Source organism: Lactobacillus kimbladii (assembly GCF_014323605.1).
GTDB lineage: Bacteria > Bacillota > Bacilli > Lactobacillales > Lactobacillaceae > Lactobacillus > Lactobacillus kimbladii_B.
Genome location: NZ_SCMB01000004.1, coordinates 121,139 through 147,247, shown reverse-complemented (window position 1 = coordinate 147,247; position 26,109 = coordinate 121,139). Strand labels below are relative to the sequence as shown.

The 26,109-nt window shown below is 36.1% G+C and carries 27 protein-coding genes and 1 pseudogene; 11 read left to right on the top strand and 17 right to left on the bottom strand.

What is annotated here, in order from left to right; all coding sequences use genetic code 11:
- Positions 1-10: 10 nt before the first annotated feature.
- Positions 11-514: a PTS sugar transporter subunit IIB gene (locus tag ERK18_RS07155; RefSeq protein ID WP_187154881.1), complete on the bottom strand. Its 504-nt coding sequence runs from the start codon at positions 512-514 to the stop codon at positions 11-13.
- Between the two features lie 17 nt (positions 515-531).
- Positions 532-972 carry a PTS sugar transporter subunit IIA gene (locus ERK18_RS07150; RefSeq protein WP_187154880.1) on the bottom strand — a complete coding sequence of 147 codons (441 nt, stop codon included), beginning with the start codon at positions 970-972 and terminating at the stop codon, positions 532-534.
- A 198-nt stretch (positions 973-1,170) separates the two neighbouring features.
- On the opposite strand from ERK18_RS07150, the gene ERK18_RS07145 reads away from it, so the two are divergent.
- From ERK18_RS07145 to ERK18_RS07130, 4 genes are read left to right on the top strand one after another with little or no spacing between them, the layout of a single operon-like run.
- The gene (locus ERK18_RS07145; RefSeq protein ID WP_187154879.1) at positions 1,171-2,184 is read left to right on the top strand and encodes a substrate-binding domain-containing protein; all 1,014 of its coding nucleotides are present in this window, start codon (positions 1,171-1,173) and stop codon (positions 2,182-2,184) included.
- Positions 2,184-3,512 (top strand): sensor histidine kinase, encoded by a 1,329-nt coding sequence (locus ERK18_RS07140; RefSeq protein ID WP_187154878.1) that lies wholly within the window; start codon positions 2,184-2,186, stop codon positions 3,510-3,512. Before ERK18_RS07145 ends, ERK18_RS07140 begins: the two co-directional genes overlap by 1 nt.
- Complete coding sequence (locus tag ERK18_RS07135) at positions 3,505-4,194, top strand: response regulator transcription factor (protein ID WP_187154877.1); 690 nt, start codon at positions 3,505-3,507, stop codon at positions 4,192-4,194. Before ERK18_RS07140 ends, ERK18_RS07135 begins: the two co-directional genes overlap by 8 nt.
- Complete coding sequence (locus ERK18_RS07130) at positions 4,178-5,476, top strand: ABC transporter substrate-binding protein (protein WP_187154876.1); 1,299 nt, start codon at positions 4,178-4,180, stop codon at positions 5,474-5,476. Before ERK18_RS07135 ends, ERK18_RS07130 begins: the two co-directional genes overlap by 17 nt.
- A gap of 55 nt (positions 5,477-5,531) precedes the next feature.
- Here ERK18_RS07130 and ERK18_RS07125 read toward each other — a convergent pair whose 3' ends face one another.
- Positions 5,532-7,853 carry an SLAP domain-containing protein gene (locus tag ERK18_RS07125; protein WP_187154875.1) on the bottom strand — a complete coding sequence of 774 codons (2,322 nt, stop codon included), beginning with the start codon at positions 7,851-7,853 and terminating at the stop codon, positions 5,532-5,534.
- Between the two features lie 192 nt (positions 7,854-8,045).
- Positions 8,046-8,192 (bottom strand): hypothetical protein, encoded by a 147-nt coding sequence (locus ERK18_RS07120; RefSeq protein ID WP_187154874.1) that lies wholly within the window; start codon positions 8,190-8,192, stop codon positions 8,046-8,048.
- A gap of 206 nt (positions 8,193-8,398) precedes the next feature.
- Between ERK18_RS07120 and ERK18_RS07115 the strand changes: the two genes are divergently transcribed.
- Both ERK18_RS07115 and ERK18_RS09630 read left to right on the top strand, forming a co-directional pair.
- Positions 8,399-8,950, top strand: coding sequence for a hypothetical protein (locus tag ERK18_RS07115; RefSeq protein ID WP_187154873.1), 552 nt, complete (start codon positions 8,399-8,401; stop codon positions 8,948-8,950).
- Positions 8,951-8,968: 18 nt separating this feature from the next.
- A pseudogene (locus ERK18_RS09630) lies at positions 8,969-9,160 on the top strand (hypothetical protein); the annotation flags it as partial.
- Positions 9,161-9,666: 506 nt separating this feature from the next.
- Here the strand turns inward: ERK18_RS09630 and ERK18_RS07105 are convergent.
- The 5 genes from ERK18_RS07105 to ERK18_RS07085 are packed head-to-tail and all read right to left on the bottom strand — an operon-like array spanning position 9,667 to position 13,317.
- Positions 9,667-10,515, bottom strand: coding sequence for a PTS system mannose/fructose/sorbose family transporter subunit IID (locus ERK18_RS07105; RefSeq protein ID WP_187154872.1), 849 nt, complete (start codon positions 10,513-10,515; stop codon positions 9,667-9,669).
- Positions 10,512-11,333, bottom strand: a complete 822-nt coding sequence (locus tag ERK18_RS07100; protein WP_187154871.1) for a PTS mannose/fructose/sorbose/N-acetylgalactosamine transporter subunit IIC — start codon at positions 11,331-11,333, stop codon at positions 10,512-10,514. The genes ERK18_RS07105 and ERK18_RS07100 overlap by 4 nt, the downstream gene beginning before the upstream one ends.
- Positions 11,330-11,806, bottom strand: a complete 477-nt coding sequence (locus ERK18_RS07095; protein ID WP_122037218.1) for a PTS sugar transporter subunit IIB — start codon at positions 11,804-11,806, stop codon at positions 11,330-11,332. The genes ERK18_RS07100 and ERK18_RS07095 overlap by 4 nt, the downstream gene beginning before the upstream one ends.
- On the bottom strand, positions 11,787-12,236 hold the full coding sequence (locus ERK18_RS07090; RefSeq protein ID WP_187154870.1) for a PTS sugar transporter subunit IIA: 450 nt from the start codon (positions 12,234-12,236) through the stop codon (positions 11,787-11,789). Before ERK18_RS07090 ends, ERK18_RS07095 begins: the two co-directional genes overlap by 20 nt.
- The gene (locus ERK18_RS07085; RefSeq protein WP_187154869.1) at positions 12,226-13,317 is read right to left on the bottom strand and encodes a tyrosine-protein phosphatase; all 1,092 of its coding nucleotides are present in this window, start codon (positions 13,315-13,317) and stop codon (positions 12,226-12,228) included. Before ERK18_RS07085 ends, ERK18_RS07090 begins: the two co-directional genes overlap by 11 nt.
- 166 nt (positions 13,318-13,483) lie before the next feature.
- Here ERK18_RS07085 and ERK18_RS07080 point away from each other — a divergent pair, with 166 nt between their 5' ends.
- The gene (locus ERK18_RS07080) at positions 13,484-14,284 is read left to right on the top strand and encodes a MurR/RpiR family transcriptional regulator (RefSeq protein ID WP_187154868.1); all 801 of its coding nucleotides are present in this window, start codon (positions 13,484-13,486) and stop codon (positions 14,282-14,284) included.
- A gap of 90 nt (positions 14,285-14,374) precedes the next feature.
- On the opposite strand, the gene efp is transcribed toward ERK18_RS07080, so the two are convergent.
- The 3 genes from efp to coaA form a co-directional block, all read right to left on the bottom strand.
- Complete coding sequence (gene efp / locus ERK18_RS07075) at positions 14,375-14,947, bottom strand: elongation factor P (protein ID WP_187154867.1); 573 nt, start codon at positions 14,945-14,947, stop codon at positions 14,375-14,377.
- Positions 14,948-15,145: 198 nt separating this feature from the next.
- Positions 15,146-16,135: an ornithine cyclodeaminase family protein gene (locus tag ERK18_RS07070; protein ID WP_187154866.1), complete on the bottom strand. Its 990-nt coding sequence runs from the start codon at positions 16,133-16,135 to the stop codon at positions 15,146-15,148.
- A 74-nt stretch (positions 16,136-16,209) separates the two neighbouring features.
- Positions 16,210-17,124 carry a type I pantothenate kinase gene (coaA, locus tag ERK18_RS07065; RefSeq protein ID WP_187154865.1) on the bottom strand — a complete coding sequence of 305 codons (915 nt, stop codon included), beginning with the start codon at positions 17,122-17,124 and terminating at the stop codon, positions 16,210-16,212.
- 94 nt (positions 17,125-17,218) lie between these two features.
- Between coaA and ERK18_RS07060 the strand changes: the two genes are divergently transcribed.
- Positions 17,219-17,791: an SGNH/GDSL hydrolase family protein gene (locus tag ERK18_RS07060; RefSeq protein WP_187154864.1), complete on the top strand. Its 573-nt coding sequence runs from the start codon at positions 17,219-17,221 to the stop codon at positions 17,789-17,791.
- 15 nt (positions 17,792-17,806) lie between these two features.
- Here the strand turns inward: ERK18_RS07060 and ERK18_RS07055 are convergent, their stop codons facing one another.
- Both ERK18_RS07055 and helD read right to left on the bottom strand, forming a co-directional pair.
- The gene (locus ERK18_RS07055) at positions 17,807-18,256 is read right to left on the bottom strand and encodes a GNAT family N-acetyltransferase (protein WP_187154863.1); all 450 of its coding nucleotides are present in this window, start codon (positions 18,254-18,256) and stop codon (positions 17,807-17,809) included.
- Positions 18,257-18,265: 9 nt separating this feature from the next.
- Positions 18,266-20,560, bottom strand: coding sequence for an RNA polymerase recycling motor HelD (gene helD / locus ERK18_RS07050; RefSeq protein ID WP_187154862.1), 2,295 nt, complete (start codon positions 20,558-20,560; stop codon positions 18,266-18,268).
- Positions 20,561-20,763: 203 nt separating this feature from the next.
- Here helD and ERK18_RS07045 point away from each other — a divergent pair, with 203 nt between their 5' ends.
- Genes ERK18_RS07045 through ERK18_RS07035 form a run of 3 tightly spaced genes read left to right on the top strand, consistent with a single transcriptional unit; the run spans position 20,764 to position 22,981 of the window.
- Positions 20,764-21,432 carry a matrixin family metalloprotease gene (locus tag ERK18_RS07045; RefSeq protein WP_187154861.1) on the top strand — a complete coding sequence of 223 codons (669 nt, stop codon included), beginning with the start codon at positions 20,764-20,766 and terminating at the stop codon, positions 21,430-21,432.
- A 23-nt stretch (positions 21,433-21,455) separates the two neighbouring features.
- Entirely contained in the window at positions 21,456-22,100 is a 645-nt protein-coding gene (locus ERK18_RS07040; protein WP_187154860.1) for a histidine phosphatase family protein, read from the top strand.
- A 26-nt stretch (positions 22,101-22,126) separates the two neighbouring features.
- Positions 22,127-22,981, top strand: coding sequence for a class I SAM-dependent methyltransferase (locus tag ERK18_RS07035; RefSeq protein WP_261982451.1), 855 nt, complete (start codon positions 22,127-22,129; stop codon positions 22,979-22,981).
- Positions 22,982-23,054: 73 nt separating this feature from the next.
- Here the strand turns inward: ERK18_RS07035 and ERK18_RS07030 are convergent, their stop codons facing one another.
- The 3 genes from ERK18_RS07030 to ERK18_RS07020 all read right to left on the bottom strand — a co-directional run bounded on the left by ERK18_RS07030 (position 23,055) and on the right by ERK18_RS07020 (position 26,108).
- Complete coding sequence (locus tag ERK18_RS07030; RefSeq protein ID WP_141639339.1) at positions 23,055-24,257, bottom strand: ABC transporter substrate-binding protein; 1,203 nt, start codon at positions 24,255-24,257, stop codon at positions 23,055-23,057.
- Positions 24,258-24,614: 357 nt separating this feature from the next.
- Complete coding sequence (locus tag ERK18_RS07025) at positions 24,615-25,325, bottom strand: ABC transporter ATP-binding protein (protein ID WP_187154859.1); 711 nt, start codon at positions 25,323-25,325, stop codon at positions 24,615-24,617.
- The gene (locus ERK18_RS07020; protein WP_045927447.1) at positions 25,326-26,108 is read right to left on the bottom strand and encodes an ABC transporter ATP-binding protein; all 783 of its coding nucleotides are present in this window, start codon (positions 26,106-26,108) and stop codon (positions 25,326-25,328) included.
- Between the last annotated feature and the right edge of the window lies 1 nt (position 26,109).

Genomic DNA, 26,109 nt, shown 5'->3' with positions numbered 1-26,109 from the left:
TAAATGTATTTCAATAACCGAATTTCCCTTTGAATTTATCCCAGTAGCCTAATTGTTTATCTGGTAATAAAGCAAAGTGAACCTTATATCCTTTTTGGCTAATTGCCTCAAAAGCATCACCTTCTTCTTGTGTAAAAGATTGATTACTGCCTAATTTGATTGCTCCCGGACGGTCATTACCTGGACCCACAATTAACTCTTTTTGGTCACTTGGGACAAAATCAAGATCGACCAAAATGTGTTTCATATCTTGTGGATTCTTGGTAATCAAAAAGTACCGCGTCTTAGAATTCAATACTTTATCCTTAACATCATTAAAATGAGTCATTGTCCATATAAATGTTTTCTTACCCTGATCTTCACCCGCGGATTTATATGCGGATTTTAAGATAGGGTTGGTAGCTGCCTTGTCATTTACAGCTATAATCCCGTCACAAGGACGTTCTTTTGCCCAACGGGTAGTAATTAAACCATGAATTATCCGGTCATCGACTCTAATCAATGAAACAGTCATTGTTTTTCCTCCTAGATTTAAATGTCATCTTCGTTATCAACTGAATTTTGAGGTACTTCATATCGCTTTATTGCTTTTTTACCTTCACTTAAAGCTGACTTAACCAATTCTTCTTTAGGCATTGTGTCCAAGGAGATTAGCGCGGTAAGTGCCATTGAAAAGTTCATTCCGCCGATTACTACAGAATTTGATAGATAACCCTTTTCGGAAAAGACATTTAAAAAAGTAGTAAGCGGACTACCGCCAATGATATCAGCAATGACGACAAATTCATCTTCTTTTTTAAACTCTTCTTTTTGCAAAAAGGCGGTAACTTTCTTAGTAAAGTCTTCTGCAGAATCACCATTGTGAAGACATAATGCAAAACAACGCTTAATAGCATCCCCAGCAAACATTTCCAATGAAGTTTTTACTCCTTCAGCAAATTGTCCGTGAGAAACCAAAATTAAATATTTCAATACTTCATTCCTCTCTTCGTTAGTATAAGTTAAAATTAGCACAAGCACTGTTTATGCTAATAGTGCTAAATGTCATAAAATCAGGTATGACAATTGTCACTATTTAAAAGCGCTTTCTAAAATATGGTTGAATGTAAAAGTCTTTTCAGCAATAATTACTATATAAGTAATAAATTTTCAATGTAATGAGATGATGATATGAATTTATCCAGGAAAAAAAAGCAGCATAATTTAAAATCCCACTACAAAACTAGAATCCTGCTTTTGAGTGAATTGATTTTTGCTGCTTTTTTTATATCGATAGTATACGTAGCATTTATTGCATATCCCAGTCAGAATGATCAGATAAAAATTGGCTCTACTTATATGACTATGAATAATAGTTTTTTCCCCGTTTTAAACGAGCAAATAGCTAATTATATCGAAGACCACCATGACCGTTTATACAATAGAGATCCAGCACTAATTGTGAATAAACAGGTTGAAGAGCTTCATGCATTCATCCGCCAAGGTGTTAATGCCATTATTATTAATCCGGTTGATGGCAACAGTATGAAAATTCAAAATGCACTGCGTTTAGCAAAGAAAAGGGGAATTAAAATCGTCGTGGTCGACTCACAGATGAAATCAGCTCGTTATGCCGACTGTACCATTCTTTCAGATAATTATCATGCTGGTCAATTATGTGCTCAGCATCTATTAAGACATAAAAGATCCGCACAAATTTTACTTTTGGAACACTATTCAGCTTATTCAGCAAATAATCGCATAAAAGGATTTACTGATACTATCAAAAAATCACCGAAAGCCAACCGGTTTCACATCGTGGACAAAATTAATACTTACGGGCAGTCCGAAATAGCATTACCATTAGTAGAAAAGGCGCTTAAAAAAGGACCCAAATTTGATACCATCATGGCATTGAATGACCAAGCAGCTGTTGGCGCCCTAGCCGCAATCGATGAGGTGCAGTTGGAGCGACAAATAGCTGTTTATAGCGTGGATGGATCTGAAAACATGAAAAAGCTTTTAGGCGTTAATCAAAATGCCATTGCCACTGCTGCTCAAACTCCTTTAAATATGGGTAAGACAGCTGTCAAAATAGCGTACAAGCTAATTGCTGGCAAAAAAGTGCCTTCAAAGATTATTTTGCCGGTCTATTTAATAACTAATAAAAACATCAATCGTTATAACATTTTAGGGTGGCAATAATGCCTAAATTCAAAGTCTTAATTTTTTTACGCAGAACAATGTTGTGGCTCAATTTTTTTGCCATCTTATTTAATGCCACATTATTTATTTATGCCACAGACTATGTCATTAAAACATCACAATCCTACCAATTTTTGGAATCATTACACCATATTCCCGATTCGCCTCAAGCAATTTTTGGACAAAGCATGGTCAGTTTCTCAATTTTGGCAGTTGTAATGTCATTTCACCACCATTATTCAGCTTTTAAACATGACACAGAGTTAAATAACACCATAATCTTCGTAGAGTTCATTTTAGCTATTTTTGTTTTTCTATCTCTACGCCTGACATATAATGGTATTTTCTTGTTAATTTTCGTAGATTTTATTATTAGTAACCGCAATCAATATGACTTTCGTGACTATTTAGTCTGGGTAGTGGTAGCGATATTTTTACTTTTTTTACTTGTAATCACAGATTATTCAATTCTTAGTCATTTTATAACCTTGCCAGACTTAACGATTTACTTAAATTTCTTACCCATTAATATCGGACCAAAATTATTAGTTTGGAAAAACTTTATTACCATTTTTAATTTGACCTTATTCATCTTAATTTTAATTTATTTTGCCATTTACCAGTTAAACCAAGAAAATGATATTCAAAACAAATTGGCTTTAGCTTCCAAAGCCAACTATGAATTAAAAAATTACGCTGCTTTGTCAGAATATATCGCGAAAGATCGCGAAAGGAAACGCATCGCACGTGATATACATGATTCTGTTGGGCACGCCCTTACAGGTATTGCAGCTGGAATTGATGCAACTTTAGTTTTAATTGATATTAATAAAGAAGAAGCCAAAAAGCAGTTGGAGAAAACTCAGATTGCTGTTAAACAAGGAATTAAAGATGTGCGTAAAGCATTAAATCGTATTCGCCCCGGCGCGCTAAATAATTATACTTTACAAGAATCTCTTAAAAAAATGCTAAGGGAATATGCTGATATTTCCCGCATTAAAATTGATTTTTCTTACCATTGGGGCTCAGCAGATTTTGAAAAAACAACCGAAAACGTGGTTTTTCGAATAATTGAAGAATCAATTACTAATTCGCTCAGACATGGTCACGCAAGCCAGGTTTCTATTGCCTGCACTAAACCGGATCAAAAGACATACCAAATGGTAATTAAGGACAACGGCACGGGAACCCAAAAAATTGTCCCCGGCTATGGAATTACGCAAATGAAAGAACGGGTAGCTATAATAAATGGGAAAATTAATTTTGACGGCCAAAACGGTTTTACAATAGTAGTTGATATTCCAGCAGAGGATGATATGTATGATTAAAATAATGATAGCTGACGATCAACAATTAATAAGAGACTCGTTAAAAATAATTCTTGATGCCAATTCCGACTTCACCGTTACGGATACCGTTGCGAATGGTCAAGAAGTACTGGCGAGTATTAAAAAGAAGAAACCAGACATTATCCTAATGGATGTGCGGATGCCGGTCATGGATGGTACTGTTTGCACAAAATATGTCAAAGAAAAATATCCTAGTATTAAGGTAATAATCTTAACTACTTTTGATGACGATGATTTTATTTTCAGCGCGTTAAAATATGGTGCTTCAGGTTATTTATTAAAAGGCGCTTCAACAAAGGAGCTATATCAAGCAATCAAAACTGTGTATCACGGCGGGGCAATGATCAATCCCGATATTGCCGAAAAAGTCTTTCGGCTCTTTTCCAAAATGGCGCAGGCAAATTATGCTATTCAAGTAAACGATAAAGATACTAAGAACTTTTCCCAGCATGAATGGCGGGTAATCCAGCAAGTTGGGCTAGGCTTATCCAACAAAGAAATTGCAGCTAAACTCTTTTTATCAGAAGGAACCGTTCGGAATTACATTTCAAAAATTCTGGATAAGCTACAACTGCGCGATCGCACACAACTAGCAATTTGGGCTGTACAAACTGGAGTTACAAGCGAAAATATTAAGGATGACAATGAAACGCAAAAATAAAATCATTATAATTCTGGTTATATTTATCCTAGTCATCAGTGGTGCTTTTTATTGGCGCTACCGTGTGAAAGAAAATGAAAAGACGTTAACCATCGGGCTTTATACCAGCAGCAGCTGGAACGTACCCAACGGACACCAATATAAAGTAATTGACTATGCTATCCGCAAATTTAAGCAAGAGCACCCTAACATCAAAATAAAGTATGAAAGTGGTATTCAACAAGAAGATTACCGCAATTGGTTAAGTGAAAAAATCATTGAAAATAAAACTCCAGATTTGATAATTGTTCCCAACCGCGATTTTAATGCTCTGGCCAGTGAAGGCGCATTTAAAAGCTTATCCTCTTTTATGTGGCAAGATAACATCAAAAATTCAACTTTTTATGCCAGCACACTTAAAGCGGGGCAGTATAACGGTCAGCAACTGGCCTTGCCTTATGAAGCTAACCCCACACTAATGGTCATGAACAAAACGCTGCTGCAGAAATTCAACATCAAGATGCCGAGTTATGACTGGACACCGCAACAATTTTATAAACTGTGCCACCAAGTGACCTATTCCAATACCAAGAAAAAATACTATGGTGTAACGATGAATTACAATTGGCAAGACGCCCAATTTGCCTATGGTGCACAAATATTTAATAAAAATGACGGCAACGTTGAATTAACTTCGGATCGTTCCAGACGAGCTTTTGCTCTGATAGAAAACATTGTTAACGATCAGTCGACTTTTAACGTCACCTCCGAGCTATTTGACAAAGGGCGCGTAGCCTTTATGCCGTTAGGGCTCGCCCAATATCGGACCTATACTTCTTATCCTTTCCATATCACCCGCAATAACAAATTTTTATGGAAGTGTACCAAAATGCCCGGTATTAAAAAGATTAAGGCGACGCCAATTGAAACCACCATGTTTGCAATATCGAGTAAAGCTAAAAACACCAAGGGAGCTTGGGAATTCATGAAGTTACTATGCACCAATAAAAAAGTCCAAAGAGAAGTCATGAAGACCAATATGGGATGCTCGGTTTTACCAGCAGTTGTAAAAAGCACACAAGCACAAAAAATTTTGGATGAAAAGGTGATCAATTTTCATAACCTTACTATTAAAAAGCTTGATTTGATTATGAAAGACGGTGCAGTTTTACCTAAATTCAAAGGTTATAATGATAATCTGGAAAAGCTAGATTATAAAATACAAAATGCCCTTAAAGCCGGCAATTTAGAAACCCAACTATTCAATATCCAATTACAGGTTAATCAGAGTGAAACAAATTAAATAGCAAAAATGCACTTTCAGATTGTGAAAGTGCATTTTTATCTATTTAGAGTAGTTAAAAATTAGCTCGTTTGACATACATGTTCTTGCCAATGATATAAAAGGCTTTATGCTTGAGTTTCACGCTGCCACCAAAAGTTACCAATTTTTTGCCTTTCTTAAAGTAGTAACGTTTAATTCTTTGTCCTTTTTGATTGTAGACAAAAGAATTGTGGCGTAGTTGCCGTTTCCTGCCCGTCACATTAGTTGCCAGAATATACTTATCATTTGCCAAAATATAGTATTTCTTGCCTTTGATTTCTTTTACACCATACGTAGAAATCGTTGCCCCAGCATTTATTTTAAGAAAAGACTTTTTGCCATTGCTGTGATAAACCCAAGAATTATGCATCACAACCCTTTTTTGTACCTGTTTTTTCTTTGTTGAATTATCAGTTTCTTTATTTGTATCAGGCTTATTAGCCAGAGGGTTATTTACGTTAGGAGTTTCAGTGTTAATTACGTTACTTCCGCTATTTGTACTTCCACCAGGTTCACTTGCTGTAGCTTTTTCTGCAAAGCCGATCAGGTCTTTGCCTACTTGACCATAGTTTATTTCGTATTGATTCTTATTACTTTCATCTTGGGCGTCTATTTTCACATCTTGCACATTGTTAACACAAAAGCGGGCTACAGTTGCCGCTTGACCATTCTCAAAGAAAATTTCAATAGCATTTTTATCAGTATAAACTGTGATTGTAAATTCAGCTGAGCCTTTCAAGCCGGTGTCATTAATATAACCCATGCCGCTTTCATAACCATTCTTATAATAATTAGCCGCGTTTCCTGATAACTCACTGCTTACGCCATCAAGACGATACTTGCCGGTTGCAGGATCAAAAATTAGGATATTGTTGTCCTGCCCCTGATTAAGCACCAGTCTCACAGCCCCTTGATATGCACTTTGGACTTTAGTTGAAAAGTGCAACACATACTTACTATTTGCTGGTTGCTTTTTTAAATTTAATAAATTGTAGTAGTCATCAGCAATCGGCTTTTGGCTGGCAACTTCTCCTACACTCTTTTGAACATTCTTTTCCTTTAGTTCAGTAGTTAAAGGCACACTATTGATTGTCAAATCGTCATTTAAACTTATTTTTCTGGCTAAGGAATATGTTCCTATCCGCGTTGAATTTGGTAAAAAGCCTTCTTGATTCGCCTTAATCCCTGAATTGGTATAGTTCCAGTTGCCAATCCAACCCATTGAGATGAGTGAATCATCCGCTTTTTCCAAGTTGTAATTGCCACTAAAGTTGGCACCATAATAATCAGTACCCTGGTCTAGCCTTTTCGCTTCCGTTTCGGGGGTAAACATTCCCTTGTCGTCCAGGTGTCCAACTATATAATAAGTGCCAGTTGTCTGTTTCGCTTGTGGCGCTTTGGCACCGAAGAAAAGCACTTGTTTTGTTTCTCCGCCTGCCGTTTTCATGCTTCTTAAAGCGGGGCATTCGACAGGTGCTTCAAACGGCAGTCCTTTGAAAAAAGTACTGCTGGCAATTTTGCTGTCAGCCTGATTACCATTTGCGTTAGACCAGTTAAGACCATCATCAGACTGGTAAACGCCAATATTATCGCCTTCAGCTACGTACATAATGAGTTTATTGTGCCAATAAAAAACAGCAGGGTCTCTTTCATCTGATCTATTAATTGAAGTCCACGGCCAATAATGATCTAATATGATTTTTTTTTCATTTAAAGGATGAGCAAAGGTCTTGCCGTTATCATCAGACCAAGGGGCCCAAATATTCTGCTGGTTATCCTTATTACTTAAGCCTGAAAAGAATGCGACTTGAGCACCTTTGGGAACGCCCGTAATATTGCCTTCGTTAACAATGATTGAGCCTGTCCAAACACTACTCCAGGCATCACCTATATCACCTTTTAAATCCTTGATGGCGATAGTGGGCTGAGAAAAATGAATGAAGTCCTTTGTGGTTACACGCTGCCAATTTTGCTGGGCACCAGCATCACCATTAATTATTTTGGCTGTATGTAAATAATAAATAACCCACTCTTTATTTTCATTATCATAAACTATTGTTTGCAAGTCATTAGACCAACCTTCATCCGTATCCAGATGATAGGAGCTCTCCCGCTCCGGTGATGTGTCACTGGGGTTGAGATATGTATAACCACCATCTGTATAACCATTAGAAACATACTTGCCGTTTAACAAGGGATCCTGACCTTTCCGCTCAAAGTTTTTTTGTTGTATCAGTACTGCTGGAACATCAATTTGAGCTGCTTTGGCATTGGTTGTACTTAAAACTTTTAGACTTAAGCCCAAAAGTGTTGCCACAGTGATTTGAGTAATAAAACGATATTTACTGCACTTCATAGTTATCTCCTAAAAATTAAATTACATTTTTTAAAGCGCTTTCTAAGTCATGACAAGGTCATTATAACGGTAAAATATCAAGACTCAAAGATGATAAATGTCACTTTTTCATGATTATTAATTGCTCTTTGCCCTTAAAAAAGGTATCTAGCGTTTAAACTAGATACCCTTTTAGTTAAGATATTGCAGCAATTATTCAATATCTGCTTCTTTTTGAGCATGTGGAATATGATCATTATTCAGAATTTCGATATTATGCTGCACTATTGAATATACCTTTATCATCATTGCTATCTCAGCAGCTGCTATCACCCATTTAGATAATGGCTCTATACTCATAGTAATTTGCCTCCCAGCTATTCTTACACCTTTAACAAATGGGCGGTGGAGCTCTTTTTAACGTCTGTTTTTATTCTATATAGTAAATAAATAAAAGTGACTATTATTTTGTATTGTATATATTTATGCAAAAAATATGTGAATTTTAAATCTATATGCGGTATCATTATATTAAAGAATATATTGTAATATTGAGGAGATAAAATATGCAGTATAAAAAACCTTTTTATAAAAAATGGTGGTTTTGGCTTGTTATTGCAGTAATCACTGTCTTTACTAATCTCGGGTCTGGCAACAATGAAACAGAAAATACACACCATTCCACTGAGTCTCGCTCAGCAAAAGTAGAAAAAAGCAGTAGGCAAAAAGCAGTAGCTGAAAAAAGACAGGAAGAAAAAGCGCGAAAACTAGCTGCTAAAAGAAAAAAAGTCCAAGCCAAAAAACTGGCAGCTAAAAAAGAAAAATTAAGGAAAAAGCAGTTAGCGCAAAAGCAGCGGGAAAAGCGCGCCAAACAACTAGCCCAAAGAAGAAGACGCGCACAAAAAAGGCAGTTACTTGCTCAAAAAAGGGCACAAGCAAAGCAGGCTGCCGCTAATGACCGCAATAGTCGGACAGTTTACGTAGCTCCAACCTCCGGCAAACGCTACCATTTTGATCCTGATTGTCGCGGATTGCGACCGGCAAATGGAAACATTACTCAAATGCCTTTAAAAGAAGCTATTAGCGAGGGTTACACCTTATGTAAATGGGAAGATTAGGGAGAAGAATAAATAATGATCAAAATCGGTTTTAGAAAACCCAGTTTAAGAAAGTCTATCTCTGCCAGAACAAAAGGCAGAGCGACGAGAGCTATTAAAAAAGCCATTATCCCCAACTATGGCAAGCGTGGTATGGGTTGGGCCCATCCTAAAAGAAAGATATATAATTCAATTTATAATAAGACTACTTTTGATACTCGTAAATTATTTATTAATAATAGTTCTAATAAAAGCCAGTCATCTTCTGGCACTATTAATAAGCAATATAAAATGAATTATCAAAATGAAGCAAGCATGAAAAGTAATAAAAATAATTTTCAGTCAACAGCAGGTAGCCCAAAAGCACAAATTAGATATTTTAAAATTAAAAGCCAAAAAGATATCAAAACTAACCGCCAGTTATACTATCTAAAAATTGTCCGTTCCTGCTTCTTATGGCTGGGAACAGTCCTTGCAGTATTCGGACAACTGAAAATAGGGATCTATCCTTTAATTATTTGGGCTATACTAAAAATTCCTACACTGTCATTTGGAGAGCCAATTAATCCCAAAGAAGTTAAAAATAAAGTTTCTGAACTCCATAAGAAGTCCTAGAAAAATATTTTAATAAGCAAGAAATAGCAAGGTTACACCTTAAAAGGCTGCTAAATTTTGTTAACACAATTTAGCAGCCTTTTTAATTATATTAAAGCTTTAAACTAAAGAATTGCCGGGTATTATAAAATCTTGAAATAGGTTAAGCCAACTACTACCACCATCATTGCAATAATTAACATTGCTGCATGTTTACCATTAGTCTTCTTTAAGATGTAGTAAACCAAAACAGTTACCAGTAGGCTTAACAGACCCGGCATAATTTTATCAAACATCGATTGCAAGCTAATGACATTGCCACCAACTTTGTTAGATACATTAGAGTGAACAACAATTTTTAATGGTGTTTTGACTTTAATAACTGTTGAAATCAGAGCACCAACAACCATTAATCCAACTACATTAGCCATTGTGGAAATACGCTGGATGACATCGCTTTGTTCGTTATTATTTAAAAAAGCAATTCCCTTTTTATAACCAAATGAAACAGCATAGTATCTTGCTCCCATATTAATTATGTTATAGAGAATAAACATCAAAATTGGGCCAAAGATGCTGCCACCAAAAGCAATTGAGGCACCAATACTACCAACGATTGGCAACCAGGTAAATTTAATCAGACTATCACCTAAACCAGCTAAAGGCCCCATCAAACCGGTTTTTAATGGGTTGATCCCATCTTTTTCATCGGGAGTTGTTGTCTCTTCCATCGCAGCTGATAATCCTAAAATCACGGCATCAAAGTTAACGTGAGAATTATAGAAAACCAAATGTCGCTTCATAGCTTCTGATAAGTCTTTTTTATTAGGATAAATCTTTGCCAGCGCCGGTGCAATTGCCCGCATAAATCCTACACCTTGCAGTGTTTCATAGTTTAAGGTAATGCGCATTGTATTGAGTCGCATAAACATGCGCCAAATATCTCTATTATTTAATTTATGTTCTGGCGCAGTTAATTTTTCTTCACTCATAGGTCATAGTCCTCCTCATCATCTTCTTCAGCGCTATTTGTATTGTCGACTTGAGTATTTGGTGAAACTTGCGCTTTAGCATTCGGCTCACGAGTTGCTCTTTCATATAAGAAGGCAAATACTAAGGCGATCAGTGTAATCGGTAAGATATCCAGCTTTAAATAGGACGATAACACAAAGCCTAAAATAATAAACATCCATAATTCACCTTTTTTAAGCATTGTCATCATTAATAATGCAATACCTACAGAAGGAATGATTGAACCTGCTGTACTTAAGCCATTAATGATAAATTTAGGCAGGTCATTTATTGCTTGTTGAATGGCTCCAGCACCAAATTGTAGAGCCAAAAAGGTAGGGAATGCACAAGCAAAACCGTATAAAAATGCTGGTGGCCATGTTAGCCAAAATGTACCTTTAACATCAGCATTATCAGCTAGCCGTTTGGCCCAGCCGTTAAGAGAACAGTTAATTGTTTCGATTAAAACAAGTAGTTGTTGCGCCAAAATTGAAGTTGGAACAGCCAGTGTAATGGCAGTTGCCACCATTGTTGAAATATTGCCACTGGTGTTACCCATTATTGCAAGAGAAGTACTAATCATCGTACCGGTAATGATGTCTGGAGCCATATAGGCACCAACATCACCAATACCCATCCACATAACTTCAAGTGTTGCGCCAATAATAAGTCCAGCTTGCAAATTGCCTAAAATAATACCCACAATTGGTGCAATTAACAAAGGACGCCTGAACATCTTTGTACTGACATTATCAATTCCTAAAAGAAAGGCCAAAGCCGTTAAGATAAAGACTTTCATTTTTGTAAAACCTCACTTAATTTAACGGCTCCATCTGTTGGAACCATTTGAATCTCTATATCTACTCCTAAATCCAGCAATTTCTCCAGTGATTTCTTTTCCTCATCAGTTAAAAAAACAGCTTTGGTATATTGTTTACGTTCATCATTGCCGCGAATGCCACCAATATTTAATTTTGGTATCTGATAACCACTGTCAACAATCTTTTCCACCGTAAATGGAGAGGCAAATAAAAGCATGGTTCTTCTTGTAACTGGGTTATGAGGGACAATTTTTAAAAATTTCTCAGTTGAAAAAATATGTAATTTAACATTACGCGGAACACTCATTTTTAGAACATTCGATTGAATCTTATCCTTGGCAACCTTATCATCAACAATTATCACTTGCTCAATCTGCTTAACATTAAGCCAAGTCGTTACCACCTGTCCGTGAATTAAACGATCATCAATTCTACAAAATTCCACTGCCATCTTTGTCTTGCTCCTCTTCTTTAAATCTTTCTGAAATATTCTGAAAGCCCATGTTATAGGACTTCTCTAGTGATTCTGCTAGTTCAGCCAAACTGCGATTGCGGTTGGTGAATAAATCTAGCAACATTGGCAAGTTCAACCCGCTTAACACCAAGATGTTGTCTTTTTCTAAGCAAAAGGTACCACTGACATTTGACGGGGTGCCACCTAAAATGTCGCATATAATGATGGTGCCATTACTGGTGTCAAGTTCATCATACATTTGATTCATTTTTTCTTTTGCCTGATCCAAGTTCAGGTCTTCAGTCACAGCCAAATAAGCACAATTATCTTGCTTACCTACAATCATTTCTGCACTTCGCAATGCTTCTTTTGCCATGTAGCCATGACTAGCTAAAATCACTGCAACTGCGGAATTTTTATCTGCCATTTTCGTTCCCCTTTTCCAAATAAAAATCTCTGGCATTGGTAATTTCTGCCATAGTTAATTTAAAATGTTGCTGAAAATAATTTTCGGGAGTATCAAAAAGCTTGTATATTTTATTGATTGCCGCTTTAATGTAACTTTCGCGCGTATCAATCATAGCCATTAAATAATCAAGATATGATTTTTTCTGAACCAGTTTATGATACAAGTCATACTTTAACTGGTTCCTCTCTTTGCGAATAATTTTAGTCAGCATGTAATCGCGCACAATATCTTCTTCTTTAATATTCAAAAGCAGCAATATCAGCATTGAGCCAAAACCGGTTCTATCTTTGCCACCACGGCAATGGTGAAGTAATGGCAAAGCTTCTCTGCGCACCACAGCTTTTAGCATTCTGCCATAAGACTTTTGCGCAATCGGAGAGGTTACTAGGTCCTCATAACTTTCAATGACATTGTCGCCACGATCGTTGATATATCTTTCTGGGACTTCACCATTTTCCAAAGACTGTACCAGCTTTTCATTTTCACCCTTTAAATCAACTACATTTGCGGCAGCCTCAGAAAAGCTTGACTGTGGATCACAATTGAGAATTTGTAAAACTGTAGGCAAATATTTATTGGGATGATACTGTCTTTCATGTGGTGAACGATAATCAACAATTGTTTGTAAGTTATAATTTGTTAATATTTGCTGGTCACTTTCATCCAGCTTTGATAACTGATCTCCGCGAAACAAAACACCCCATTTTAAAAAGCGCCCGTCTTTAGCTGAGTAGCCTCCCATATCTCTGATATTTATTGCATTTTCAAGTGGAATAACTCGTTCAGCAAAGATATTCGTCACAAAATGAGAAGCGGTGTTTTTGATAATATAGTATTTTGGTAAATTCTTGCGTGGAATTTTGACTGTAAAATCGCCGCTAGAGCTTTCAGCTATAAACTTTTGTATTTTTTCAAGTTCTGGTACATCACCCATTAAAAGCTGATAAGGGCCATTGTTTTCATTCTGCAATTTAATTATCAGTTGCTCACCATCACGTTTCATAGAAATGTTCGGTAAAATGTATGGTTGCTTTTTCATTAGCTTTTGATACCCCTTTCATTAATGATAATACTACAAGAAAATATTTTTCTCAATTTATTTTTTTAGAAAATTATTTTCATTTTTTATAAAATGTATTATAATGAAAAAAAGCAAATCTATCCGCTTACAATAAACTTTAAGGCTTTCTTGGGAGGAAATTATTTTGAATCCACTTATAGCAATCCAAAAAAATTATTTGAATTTTTCTAAAAATGAAAAAGTTATTGCCAATTATATTTTGCAAAACAGTCCTCAAATAAATAATATGAAAATTACTGAACTGGCACGTCACACTTCAACCTCTATTTCAACCATTACCAGGTTCGTCAAGAAAATCGGCTGTCAAAGTTATTCCGACATGAAGGTTAGCATTGGTCATCATTTAATTAATACTGTTCCTAAACAAAAAGATGACATTTTAAGTGAAGTTTTTACTTTTTATCAAACAGTTATTAAAAATACTCAGCAAATGATAGATCAAAGTCTAATCAAGAAGTTTATTGCGTTGTTAAAAAAGCAAGAACATATTATTGTAATTGGTTCCAGTAGTTCCGGTGTTTCTGCTGCTACATTTGGTCTAAGACTTATGCGAATGGGTTTCGATGCTCAAAGCTTCAGCGATCCAAATTGGATGGAAATGCGTGCCAGTATTGCCAACAGTAATGATCTTTTTTTAGCTATATCAAATAGCGGTACAACTGACTGCATTGTTAAAACACTGACCTTAGCGCAGAAACATCGGGCAAAAATCGTTTCGATTACCAGTTATCTCGAAAATCCTGTTGCCCAACTTAGCGACCTGATTTTTCACGTATATAATCCGCGCTTTGCTAATAACGAGAAATTTATTAATTCCCAGTTTTCGAATATGTACCTAATTGATATTTTGACTTCATGCTTGCAAGAAGAAGCTGATTTACAAGAGTCAATGCTTACTACCAGAAAAGCTGTAGGTGATATTTAGTAATAAAAAGGCCCCAAAAGTTGGACAACTTTTGGGGCTCAATACATTTTATAATTACGTCTTTTTATTATTCTTATAGTAAATATGTAATTATTTACTTCCTTCGGCCCTTGACTTATAGGCACCCTCTGCCGTATTGATAACCAGTTCTTCACCTTCCTTAATGAAGTCGGGAACTTGGACTACCAAACCTGTTTCCATAGTAGCTGGTTTGCCGGAACCGGTAACAGTTGCGCCTTTAATGCCTGGCTCAGTATGGGTTACTTTCATTGTGACAGTTGATGGTAATTCCACACCAAGCAGCTTGCTGTCATTAGCAAATTCCAACTGAACCTCAATATTAGGCATCAGATAAAGTTTATCATCACCTAATTGTTCTGCTGAAACCTCATATTGTTCATAAGTTTCAGTATCCATAAACGTATAAATATCACCTTCATTATAAAGATACTGCGCATTTTTTTTGGTGATTTCGACTAAATCTACTTTTTCCGTTGGACGCATAGTTTTATGAACCACAGCACCACTTTCAACATTACGCAAATCCATCTGCATAACAGTGTTGCCCTTTCCGGGCTTATGATGGTTAGCCTTTAAAACACGAATTAGTTTGCCATCTTGACTAAAGACCATACCTTTTTTTAAGTTAATTGCTTGTAACATTTTTTACTCCTTTAAATCTTTTTCTGAATTAATTACTGATTTTAAGAAAACCACGCTGGAGGTAAAGCAAATTTTTTAATTAATAGTAAAAAAATCTCATTCATAATGATTAGTATAACAAAGTCTGGACTTTATCAACACCACTAAATCGGTGATTTATGATTTTAATATAAACCGCAGGGTTGTTTGATGGTGAAATTACATATTAACTTGTGTGCCTACTTTTTGCTTTGCGGCTTTATCATAAATAGACTTCGTTGCCATCAGGTCTTGAGCTGCAATGCCAACAGTTTCAAAGAAAATTATTTCGTCATCGTTTTCACGCCCAATTAAGTCGCCACTGACTACTTGACCGATTTCGCCAGTAAAACTAGTATTTGCAACCATGCCCTTATTTAAAGGAATAATTATGTCACCAGATTCTGCTAAAACAGCATCTTTAGAATCAAAGTAAATTTTATTTGCTTTAGCGACTAGCTCGGCCGGGGTCTCTTCCATTTGTGGCTGGTAAGCACCAACACCGCAGATTGTTGCGCCTTTTTTAATAAATTGAGCATCATAAACTGGTTTAGTCGACGGCGTAACCGTAATAATCACATCTGCATCCTTCACGGCTTCATTGCCTGTCTTAACAGCAGTAATTTTTGTATGGTATTGCGCTAGTTGTTCTTGCATTTTGGCAGCAAACTTTTGGGCACGTTCAAAATCAAGATCGCTGACAGCCACTTCATCTAGATTACGTACGATCAGCATCGCTTCAAGTTGTGTAGCAGCTTGCCCTCCCGTGCCAATCAATGCACCCTTTCTGCAATTCTTTTTTGCCAAATATTTCAACGCCACGCCAGAAGCAGAGCCAGTACGCAATTGGGTAACATAATTACCATCCAAAATAGCATTAACTACTCCTGTTTTGGTATCAATATTTAACACCTGAGCATTAATTGAAGGCAAACCTTGATTAATATTTTCGGGAAACATGTTCAACACTTTCACACATGCCGCATCATAATCTTCACAAAAAGCCGGCATACACAAGAAGGTATCTTTGCCATTTTGCTTAAGAATCTGAGTTCTTAAAGGCACATCTACTTTACCGGCAGAAAAATATTTAAAGGCATCGGCCACTGCAGCAATGCAGTCTTTTAAGGAATAACATTTTTCAATATCACTTCTGTTTAACAGTAGCATTTGTTCCTCCTATATTTACTCTTTATTTCATACTTTTACAGCCTATTATAAGTTACTCTTTTAAAAGGTACACATTAGATTTGTTTAAGATAAATCTGATCGATAACATGACCTGCAGTTTTATGCAAAATTAAATTGGCGCGTTGCTTGGTTGGAGCAATATATTCACGCAAGTTGACCAAGTTCACCATTTGCCAAGTTTCCTCTGCAAACTTTAAGGCTTCATCCCTAGGGCCATTAGCCATCTCATAATAAAAATTATGCGGATTATTCTTATTTAGTTCCATTACCCTGACAAAACGCTGCATAAACCACTTTTCAATCAGGTCCTCAGGAGCATCAATATAAATTGAAAAATCAAAAAAGTCACTCGTCACAATTTGGCCATTGGTTGGCAGCTGCAACGTATTAATGCCCTCAATAATTAAAATATCGGGTTCACACACATGGCCATATTCCCCAGGCACAATATCACTCAATTCTTGAGAATAAAGGGGATAAACAATATCTTTTTTGCCACTCAATACATCTTGCAGAAAATCGGTAAGTAATTTCATATTATAGCTTTCAGGAAAGCCCTTACGATCAGTCAGATTGCGTCTTTCCAATTCCTGGTTAGAATAAATAAAACCGTCTGTGGTCATTAAGTGCACTTTCAAATCAGGATATGTCCGGCTGAGCAATACTTGTAAAAGTCTGGCAGTGGTAGATTTACCCACCGCAACTGAACCGGAAATACCAATAATAAAAGGTGCGCTAGCAATTTTCTGATGCAAAAACTCGCTTTGCTTTTGCTGCAATGCCCGTTTTTCCTGATAAACCAAATAAAGATACTTAATTAAACTGCTGTAAACTTCTTTAACGTCAGTTAAATTAATAATATCTCCTAAAGATTTTATCTTTGCCAGTTCTTCTTTAGTAATTTTAACTGGTTCAGTGGCAGAAAAAGACTGCCATTTTTCTCTGTTAAATTGTAAATAATTTTTCATCCTAATGTCCTTAAATCTTATGTTCATCAATATAGTAAAATAAAAGTATAAAGTTTCCTAATTAATTCTTCTAATCAAAAAGAAAGGCAAAACTATGAAAAAGATAATTCTATTTGGCGATTCTATATTTAATGGCTACCATGCTGGTCATGACACCAATGTCATAACTGCAGGCGTGCAAAAAGAATTGGGTGCAAATGCGCAAATTATAAACTTATCTTTAAGCGGCGCCACTACTGCTGAAGGCAAGCAGCGCTTAAATTTAATTCCGCAAGATGCAGACATAGTAGTGCTCGAATACGGTACAAACGACATGTCAAGTGATTGGGGCATTAACAGCGCTGATTATGCTAAGAACCTGGATTACATGGTTGAAAATATCGGTGCTGCTAAAATGATTATCACAGGTCCATCTTATGAAGATCCTAATAACAAGGACATCATGCAATACTATAATCTTAAAGATATGAAAGTATATAATCAAATTGCCGCAGATTGTGCTCGCAAGTATAATATCCCTTTTATTAACTTAATCGCCAATTTTTGCCCATTAGAAAATTTATCTTCGTATTATCAGGAAGATGGGCAGCATCTCACTAGTGACGGAAATCAAATTTTAATAAATCTGGTAGTGACGGCAATTAAAGAAAAACTTGCACAAATATAGTGCAAGTTATCATTTTTATAAATCTTTATACATCATAACATGCTTAATGCCAGCCTCTACAAATGGCTCACCTTCATTGTGATAGCCTAAAAAATCATAAAACGGTTTTGCCTGCCATTGTGCATGACAATAAAGTCGGTCAGCACCCTGATTATGCAGGTATTCATGAACCTGTTTCATCATTTTGGTTCCTAATTTTTGCCCACGGGCTGCTGCAGCTACTGCTACTCTGCCTAACATCCACTTACCATTTTCTTGAAAAATACGACAAACGGCCAGTGCATTTGTTTTTTCTGCATTAAGCAAATAAACCTGAATTGAGTCTAAATCTTGGTCATCAAGCTCTGGTACTGTTATTTCCTGCTCGGTTACAAACGTATCTATTCGTAAACGAGCTACACAAAACATTTCGCGTCCTGTCATTTGCGCAACCCGTCTGAAGGTAAATTTTTCACTGTCAGTCATAAAATCTTCCTACTTTTCTATATAAGTTTTCGGGTCTACTTCCAGAAGTGGACTCTTTTCGTTAGTATAAATAATATCAAGCTTGTACATCGCCCGAGAAGTTATTGTGTATACAAGTTGCGTTTCATCAATGCGATGATAATTTTCTTTTGAGGCAGCCCACATAATAACGGCATCAAATTCCAGACCCTTAGCTAAATATGACGGGATGACCAATGTGCCATCAACTAAACGCTGATTAGCAGTAGCAATTAGCGTTGCTTTCACTTTGTCTTCTTTAAGCTTTTCTGCCACAATTTTGGCACTAGCCAAGTCCTTGGTAATAATTGCAGTTGTCATGTTAGCCTGATTATTTTCATCTAATATTTGTTCCAAAACCTTGATTGTAGTAGTATCATCAGAACGTTGCCACAGAGCTGGTTTAGGACCCTGACGGTTAAATGCCTCAATTTTTTCACCTTGCCGCAGGATTTGCTTGGTAAATTCAGTCAATTGTTTTGTTGAACGATACGATTTGGTTAATTGGACGACATCAGTTTTTTCAGGATCAAATAAACCACTGATCTGCTTAAGCAGACTTCTACTTTCATCTTTGGTAAAAATAGCTTGGTTTAAATCACCCAACATCGTGAATTTAGCCCGAGGAAAATTATATTTCAGATAGCACAGCTGAAACGGCGTATAATCTTGAATCTCGTCAATAAAAGCGTAACGCATTTCAAAATCTACATGACGACCTGTGATCAGATCATAAAGGTACAAGTATGCTGAAACATCATTCATATGAATATAATGCTTCATAAAACTTTGCTTAACTTCTTCGATGTGCTTTTGCCAATCTACTTCTTCAATTTGCCATTTACTTAGATCAGTCATTTTAGGAACAGCACGTAAAAAGTTCAAATATTGTGCACGCATATTAATAAAATTATTCCGTCTAATTTGCTGGAAAACTTTATCAAGTTCCTTCACGACAATTTTACGGCTGAGGAACTTTTCCTCTTTTTCCTCCGATTCAAACTCTTGGTCTGGACGATCATATAAAGCATTTAGCTGCTCTTGACTAAGATTTTGGATGGCATCAGACACCCAGGCTTTTTTAGTTTCACTGTTAATCTTGCGATTGAGCGACTTTATTAGTCCTTCTCGCGTAGCATCTATTCTATTACTCAAATTATAATTGGAATTAAATGAATAATAGAGTTCACTAATTTTTTCTTTCATAAAAAATGGTTTCTTTTTATTACGGAAGTAAATATTCTTAAAAATTACGCCGCGATTATTGAGGTGTTTAGCATAATGGTGCAACAAATTAAAGAAATTTGTTGAATCCTTAAATTGACTAATTGCGGAATCAGCTTTACTATCTTCAAATTGATCAAATAAATTTTCAACGGTCATTCCCGGCAATCGTCTCGCTACAAATTGCCAGTAAGTCATTTGCACCATGTTTTGTTCACCCATTTCAGGCAAAACATTCTTGATATAATCATTAAACAATTGATTAGGGCTAAACATGATGACATCACTACTGGTAAGGTTGCCGCGATAGCGATATAGCAGATAAGCAATCCTCTGTAATATTGCAGAGGTTTTACCCGAACCAGCCGCTCCTTGAACAAACAATAAGTCAGCACTGGTATTTCTAATGATTTTATTCTGCTCACGCTGAATAGTCGTCACAATTGATTTCATTTGCGTGCCGGATTTTTCACCTAAAACTTCCAGCAGCATCTGATCACCAATAGACTCATTGGTGTCAAACATGTTAATAATCTTGCCGTTTTCAATCATGAATTGCCGTTTTTTGGTCATATCAACGGTAATTTCACCTTCAGGCGACATGTAAGAAACCTTACCAATCTTACCATCATAATAAATTGATGAAATTGGTGCACGCCAATCATAAATCAAGAAATGATTATTTTTGTCCGCAAAAGAACCCAGACCAATATAAATAGTTTCCGGCTTTTCATTAGTTTCTTTAAAATCAACTCTGGCAAAATAAGGCTTTTGCTCTAATTTTTGGACCGTGCTTAGTTGCTTTGCGGCATGTTGCCAAGCATTTTGACGTTCATCAAGTAACTGCTGTTGCTGGTGAATAGACAAAGCAGTTTCCATAGATGTTGAATAGCCGTCATAATCTAATTTTACATCATCAAAAAAGTGTGAATTAAGATCTTGGGCTTCTCCTTCAGCGGACTTAATTGACGAGGACAACTCGGCTTTTTTAGCCCGTATCATTTTTAAAATCTTATCGAGATGCTTTTGCTCAAATTCTCTATCATCCATCGCTTTTGTCATAAACTCACCTAATTTTTCAAAACTTGCATTCTATTTTACCATGAAATCGGTTTATATTAAAACCTTGGATTCGTTTTTTGCTAAACAGTGAAATCTGCAAAAATTTCCTGATAATGATTATAATTTTATGTGTTAAAGTCAGTAAATTATGAAACTTTTACTATTTTTCCTATATAATGTAAGGTAATGGAGTTGATTAAGGTATGAAAAAATTTAGTCATTTTTTATCAAAATTAGCATGTGCGCTGGTTGTAATTTTTACAATTGGAAGTACAATTGCTCCGATTACTGATGATTCAGTATTCAGTTGGCCTTCTCAGACTGTTTATGCCAAGAAAACTGCTAAAAAGGCAAAAAAAGCTAAAAAAAAAACTAAGAAAAATAAGAAGGCCAAGAAAAAACGTACAGCTGCTGTAGCTTCTTCTTGGCACTGGAAAAAGCCTAAAGCCACTGTTTACATTGATCTTGATAATAATGAAGAATTAATTTCAGCTACTAAAGATGCAATTGATGCATGGAATGATACCAAAGCCTTTACTTTTACCGAAGCCAAAAGCAAGAAAAAAGCTAATATCGTAATTGAACAGGTTTATAGTCCCAATACCAATTATGCGGGTTATACTACTTTTCATTATTATGTGAAAACCAGAATCATGTATTCCGCAGTTACCAGGTTAAATATTTATTATTTACAAAATTTTTCACCATATAGTTATACTTACCAACGTATTTTAAATACTGTAGAACATGAATTGGGACATGCAATCGGACTAAAACATAATGATGGGGTGTCTGTAATGTATCCTACCGGTTCTTTGTATCCAATTGAACCGGTCGATGTTGAGCGTGTCCAAAAATTATACAAGGAATAAATATTAGATTTGTGAGGAGTAAAATGAAAAGAATATATATAGTGCGTCACGGTGAAACTTTTATTAACCGCTATAACAAAATGCAAGGCTGGTGTGATACGCCACTAACAGAAAAAGGAATAGCAGGTGCTGACCAAGTTGGTGAAGCTTTAAAAGATGTGCCTTTTGACATTGCATTATCAAGTGATATGAAAAGAGCCAGCGACACTTGTGATATCATCATTAAACACAATGTTAACCGTGATGAAATTCAACATATCGCAACTCCCTTTTTCCGTGAACATTTTTACGGCTATTTTGAGGGTATGGATTCAGATGCTGCTTGGCAAATGATCAGTGGTCCTCACGGTTATAAAAGCCATGCTGAAATGCTCAAAAATGAATCATTAGACACTGTTAAGGACTGGATTAAAGAAGCCGATCCTTTTCACGATGCAGAGAATGCAAAAGAATATTGGGATAGAATAAATAAGGGATTTAAATTAATCGGTCAATTAGATGGGGCTGAAAATATTTTGCTCGTAACTCATGGTTTTACCATCCATAGTATTGCCGATCGTTACAGCGATTTTGATATTAAAGAACGACCTCGTAATGCTTCAATTACAGTGATGAATATGACAGAGCAAGAGAAAAAAGTTGTTTCATATGACAAATTAAAGCTCTGATGCCTCAATTAACAGGAGAACATTTTATGAAATCAAAAAATGATATGTCTGACGTTGCTGACAACTTGAATAACTGGAATGATCGCGCTGATGTACATGCAAATGGTGGTTATGGCGATCTTACTCAGTTTGCTAAAGACAAAAATGCTATAACTACAACTGTTAAACGTGATTTAGACGTACTCAGACCATTTTTGACTCATAATTCAGTTGAAAATAAGCGACTACTTCATTTGCAATGCCATATTGGAGATGATACGCTCAGTTGGGCGCGCCTAGGAGCTAAAGACGTTTACGGCCTGGACTTTTCACCTGCTGCATTAAAGTATGCACGCAAATTGTCCCAAGAGGCTAATACTTCAATTACCTACGTTGAAGGCGACGCTCGCTATGCCGCAAAAGCTATGCCGGAAAAATTAGGACAATTCGACATAATTGTGACTAGCGCAGGTACAATTACTTGGCTGCCAGAATTAAAATCATGGGCAAAATCTATTGGTCAACTCCTTGCTCCTGGTGGAATATTCATGATTCGTGACAATCACCCTTTGTTATTTGCACTCGATAATGCCGGGTTAGAAATTAAGCTGGGTTACTTTAGCGGCACTGAGATTACTTATCAATCAGATGCTTCATACACACCAAACTCTAATGGCAAAATAAAGCATCAGACAAACCATAATTGGGCTCATGATTTTGCAGAAATTATTAATTCATTAATTGCTGCTGGTTTAACCATTAAAAACGTAGGAGAGCATAAAATTAGTGATTGGAAGTCCTTGCCATCACTAATCTATGATAAAAGCCAAGAAGGTTGGGTACTTCCAGCTGATTCACCACAGATTCCATTGACTTTTTCAGTAGTTGCACAAAAATTGTAAAATCAGTATTAATACAATCAAAAAGGTTAGCTTTTCTAGCAAAGCTAACCTTTTTATTACCTAAAAATAAGTCTTATTCAATTTTAAAAGTTTTACCCACTTTACCATTAATTAATTCTTCTACAGCAATTGGTTTTTCAGGATTATGATCTTTATCTACAGTGATTTTCCCAGTTACGCCAGTAAAATCTTTAATTTGTTCCAGACCCTTCGTGATTTTTGCAGAATCATCAGATTTTTCATTTTCAATTGCTTCTTTAATCATATATACCGCATCATACGCTAAAGCAGAAAAAGTTGGTGCTTCTTCATGGTAGCGGTTTTTGAAATCACGCATAAATTTAGAAGCAGTTGGATCCTTGGCAGCTACCTGTGTTGAAAATGGCGTAGTATAGTAGATTTTACTTGCATTTTTAGCACCAGCAATCTGTACCAGCTTCGGATCAGCCATGCCATCACTACCAACAATTGGTGCTTTAATACCAATTTGACGTGCTTGTTTAATTATTAAACCAACTTCAGTGTAGTAGCCAGGAACATAAATAGCATCAACTTTCTTAGCTTTAAACGAAGTTAATACAGCGTTAAAATCTTTGTCACCCTCTGAAAATGTCTGACTATCAACTATCTTGCCTTTATATGTTTTCTTAAATGCTTTAGCCAGACCATTGCCATAGTCACTTGAATTATCAGTATAGACAGCCACTCTCTTTGCCTTAATATTATTCATTACGAACTTGGCTGCACTACCGCCCTGAAAATTATTTTGGTAACATGCTCTAAAAACAAATGGCTGAACTTTACCATTCTTTTGTAAAGTGTAATTTGGATCTGTCGCTGAAGGGCTGACACTTGGTACCTTAGCTTTAGTGATATTAGGAATTTCGGCTGTGCCGGCATTAGTAGTTGCTGGTCCTACAATAGCCGCTACCTTTTCTTTTGTAGCTAATTGGGCAGCAACTGAAGCAGAAGTAGAAATAGCAGTTTTATTGTCACGCATGATCAGTTTGATTTTTTTCTTACGACCATTAACATCAATGCCGCCTTTTTTATTAATTTCACTAACTGCTAATTGAATACCTTGCTTTTGAGCGTTGCCATAACCAGCTGCAGCTCCAGACAACTCCATGTTGACACCAATTTTGACTGAATCTTTATCTTGCTTAGTTCCATCCCCACTACTGCTTTTAGCAACAGTACAGCCTGCCAGCATAAAAGCTGCCATGCCAGTGATTACAACATTCATTATTTTTTTAATACCACTAATATTATCCATCATCTTGTTCCTTCTAACTATTCTTTCTATTCTTTAACTAAAATTGCCAACAAAAAAGCCTCATTCAAATCAATGAATGAGGCTTAAATTACCAATTAGTTAAACCCCAATCATTGACACGCAAACTAGGGCTTAACTACTATAAACTACATTACGTAATTCATGTATGTTAAGTCCTGCGCTCCAACAACAAGGTAACTAAATCCTGGGCTTGAAAGATATTAATATTGTTTTGTTTTTTAAAATATTTGGCTTTCATTATGATTACCTCCTCAGAATTTTATGTAACTTCATAGTTTTCACTATGTGACTCAACAATGAATTAACAACATTGTCACTATAATAACTTGATTACTACTAACCACCAAAATATACCTTCTGTACTTCTGGGTTAGCCAACAATTCTTGACCAGTACCACTTAATTGCACTACACCAGTGGCCAATACATAACCACGATCGGCAATAGATAGTGCTTGTTTAGCATTCTGTTCAATTAACAAAATAGTGGTACCTTTTTCGTTCAGTTCTTTAATAATTTTAAATATTTCTTGAATATACAAGGGAGACAAACCCATTGATGGTTCATCAAGCAGCAGCAATTTGGGTTTTGCCATTAATGCACGACCCATGGCTAACATTTGCTGCTCACCACCAGACAAAGTGGCTGCATCCTGATTACGTCTTTTTTGCAAAATTGGAAAGCGTTCAAAAATGTCTTTATAGGTTTTTGAAACTTCATCATGATTCTTTTGCAAAAACGCACCCATCTGCAGATTCTCCATTACGGTCATTCCAGCAAAAATATGCCGACCTTCTGCAACTTGGGAGATACCTGCGCTGACAATTTGCGGAGCACTTTTGTGATCTATTTCTTCGCCAAGGTAGGAAATTTGACCACTTTTTGGCTTGAGTAAGCCAGAAATTGTCTTGACAATAGTTGACTTACCAGCTCCATTAGCTCCGATTAGGGTTACGATTTCACCTTGGTTAATTTCAAAACTGACATTCTTAACAGCTTGAATAACACCATAATTTACAGACAAGTCACGAACTTCTAACATTGCCATCTAGTCATCACCCTCTCCTAGATATGCTTCAACAACTTTAGGATTTGCCTTGATTTCTTCAGGAGATCCGGTAGCCAATATCTCGCCTTGATCAAGTACATAAATTCTTTCAGCCAGGTTCATAACTAAAGACATGTCATGCTCAATTAACAAAACTGTGATCTGAAATTCTTTTTGAATATATTTAATAAGATTAGTCAAATCCGCTGTTTCTTCTGGGTTCATACCAGCAGCAGGTTCATCCAGGAAAAGAATCTGTGGGTGAGTAGCTAAAGCTCGTACTATTTCCAAGCGTCTTTGTGTTCCGTAGGGCAAGTTCTTAGCCAAGGTTTGTTCATTATCCGTTAAATCAAAGATTGCTAATAGCTTTTGCGCAGCTTCTTTCATTTCCTTTTCCGTTTTATAAAAACTGGGTAAACGAAAAACTGTTGTTAAAAAGTTTTCTTTATATTCATTTGTCATTGCAGTTAGGACATTATCCATAACAGTTAAGTCTTTAAATAAGCGAATATTTTGAAATGTACGGGATAAACCTAAGTCTGCAATTTGCACAGCACTTTTATGCGTCAAATCATAATTTTTATCATCAACTTGCAAATTAATCTTTCCACTAGTAACTTGCACCATTCCAGTTAACAAGTTGAACAAAGTGGTTTTACCTGCACCATTAGGACCAATCAAGGCAACTAGTTCATGTTTATCAAGGTGAAGTGAAACATCATTAACTGCAGTTAAACCACCAAACTTGCGCACTACGTGGTCAACGTCTAATAAGTGTGGCATA

Bases quoted from the DNA above. Each gene is read 5' to 3' on its own strand.
- ERK18_RS07155 (WP_187154881.1), bottom strand. From the start codon at position 514: ATGACTGTTTCATTGATTAGAGTCGATGACCGGATAATTCATGGTTTA.
- ERK18_RS07145 (WP_187154879.1), top strand. From the start codon at position 1,171: ATGAATTTATCCAGGAAAAAAAAGCAGCATAATTTAAAATCCCACTAC.
- ERK18_RS07140 (WP_187154878.1), top strand. From the start codon at position 2,184: ATGCCTAAATTCAAAGTCTTAATTTTTTTACGCAGAACAATGTTGTGG.
- ERK18_RS07135 (WP_187154877.1), top strand. From the start codon at position 3,505: ATGATTAAAATAATGATAGCTGACGATCAACAATTAATAAGAGACTCG.
- ERK18_RS07130 (WP_187154876.1), top strand. From the start codon at position 4,178: ATGAAACGCAAAAATAAAATCATTATAATTCTGGTTATATTTATCCTA.
- ERK18_RS07125 (WP_187154875.1), bottom strand. From the start codon at position 7,853: ATGAAGTGCAGTAAATATCGTTTTATTACTCAAATCACTGTGGCAACA.
- ERK18_RS07120 (WP_187154874.1), bottom strand. From the start codon at position 8,192: ATGAGTATAGAGCCATTATCTAAATGGGTGATAGCAGCTGCTGAGATA.
- ERK18_RS07115 (WP_187154873.1), top strand. From the start codon at position 8,399: ATGCAGTATAAAAAACCTTTTTATAAAAAATGGTGGTTTTGGCTTGTT.
- ERK18_RS07105 (WP_187154872.1), bottom strand. From the start codon at position 10,515: ATGAGTGAAGAAAAATTAACTGCGCCAGAACATAAATTAAATAATAGA.
- ERK18_RS07100 (WP_187154871.1), bottom strand. From the start codon at position 11,333: ATGAAAGTCTTTATCTTAACGGCTTTGGCCTTTCTTTTAGGAATTGAT.
- ERK18_RS07095 (WP_122037218.1), bottom strand. From the start codon at position 11,806: ATGGCAGTGGAATTTTGTAGAATTGATGATCGTTTAATTCACGGACAG.
- ERK18_RS07090 (WP_187154870.1), bottom strand. From the start codon at position 12,236: ATGGCAGATAAAAATTCCGCAGTTGCAGTGATTTTAGCTAGTCATGGC.
- ERK18_RS07085 (WP_187154869.1), bottom strand. From the start codon at position 13,317: ATGAAAAAGCAACCATACATTTTACCGAACATTTCTATGAAACGTGAT.
- efp (WP_187154867.1), bottom strand. From the start codon at position 14,947: ATGTTACAAGCAATTAACTTAAAAAAAGGTATGGTCTTTAGTCAAGAT.
- ERK18_RS07070 (WP_187154866.1), bottom strand. From the start codon at position 16,135: ATGCTACTGTTAAACAGAAGTGATATTGAAAAATGTTATTCCTTAAAA.
- coaA (WP_187154865.1), bottom strand. From the start codon at position 17,124: ATGAAAAATTATTTACAATTTAACAGAGAAAAATGGCAGTCTTTTTCT.
- ERK18_RS07060 (WP_187154864.1), top strand. From the start codon at position 17,219: ATGAAAAAGATAATTCTATTTGGCGATTCTATATTTAATGGCTACCAT.
- ERK18_RS07055 (WP_187154863.1), bottom strand. From the start codon at position 18,256: ATGACTGACAGTGAAAAATTTACCTTCAGACGGGTTGCGCAAATGACA.
- helD (WP_187154862.1), bottom strand. From the start codon at position 20,560: ATGACAAAAGCGATGGATGATAGAGAATTTGAGCAAAAGCATCTCGAT.
- ERK18_RS07045 (WP_187154861.1), top strand. From the start codon at position 20,764: ATGAAAAAATTTAGTCATTTTTTATCAAAATTAGCATGTGCGCTGGTT.
- ERK18_RS07040 (WP_187154860.1), top strand. From the start codon at position 21,456: ATGAAAAGAATATATATAGTGCGTCACGGTGAAACTTTTATTAACCGC.
- ERK18_RS07035 (WP_261982451.1), top strand. From the start codon at position 22,127: ATGAAATCAAAAAATGATATGTCTGACGTTGCTGACAACTTGAATAAC.
- ERK18_RS07030 (WP_141639339.1), bottom strand. From the start codon at position 24,257: ATGGATAATATTAGTGGTATTAAAAAAATAATGAATGTTGTAATCACT.
- ERK18_RS07025 (WP_187154859.1), bottom strand. From the start codon at position 25,325: ATGGCAATGTTAGAAGTTCGTGACTTGTCTGTAAATTATGGTGTTATT.
- ERK18_RS07020 (WP_045927447.1), bottom strand. From the start codon at position 26,108: ATGCCACACTTATTAGACGTTGACCACGTAGTGCGCAAGTTTGGTGGT.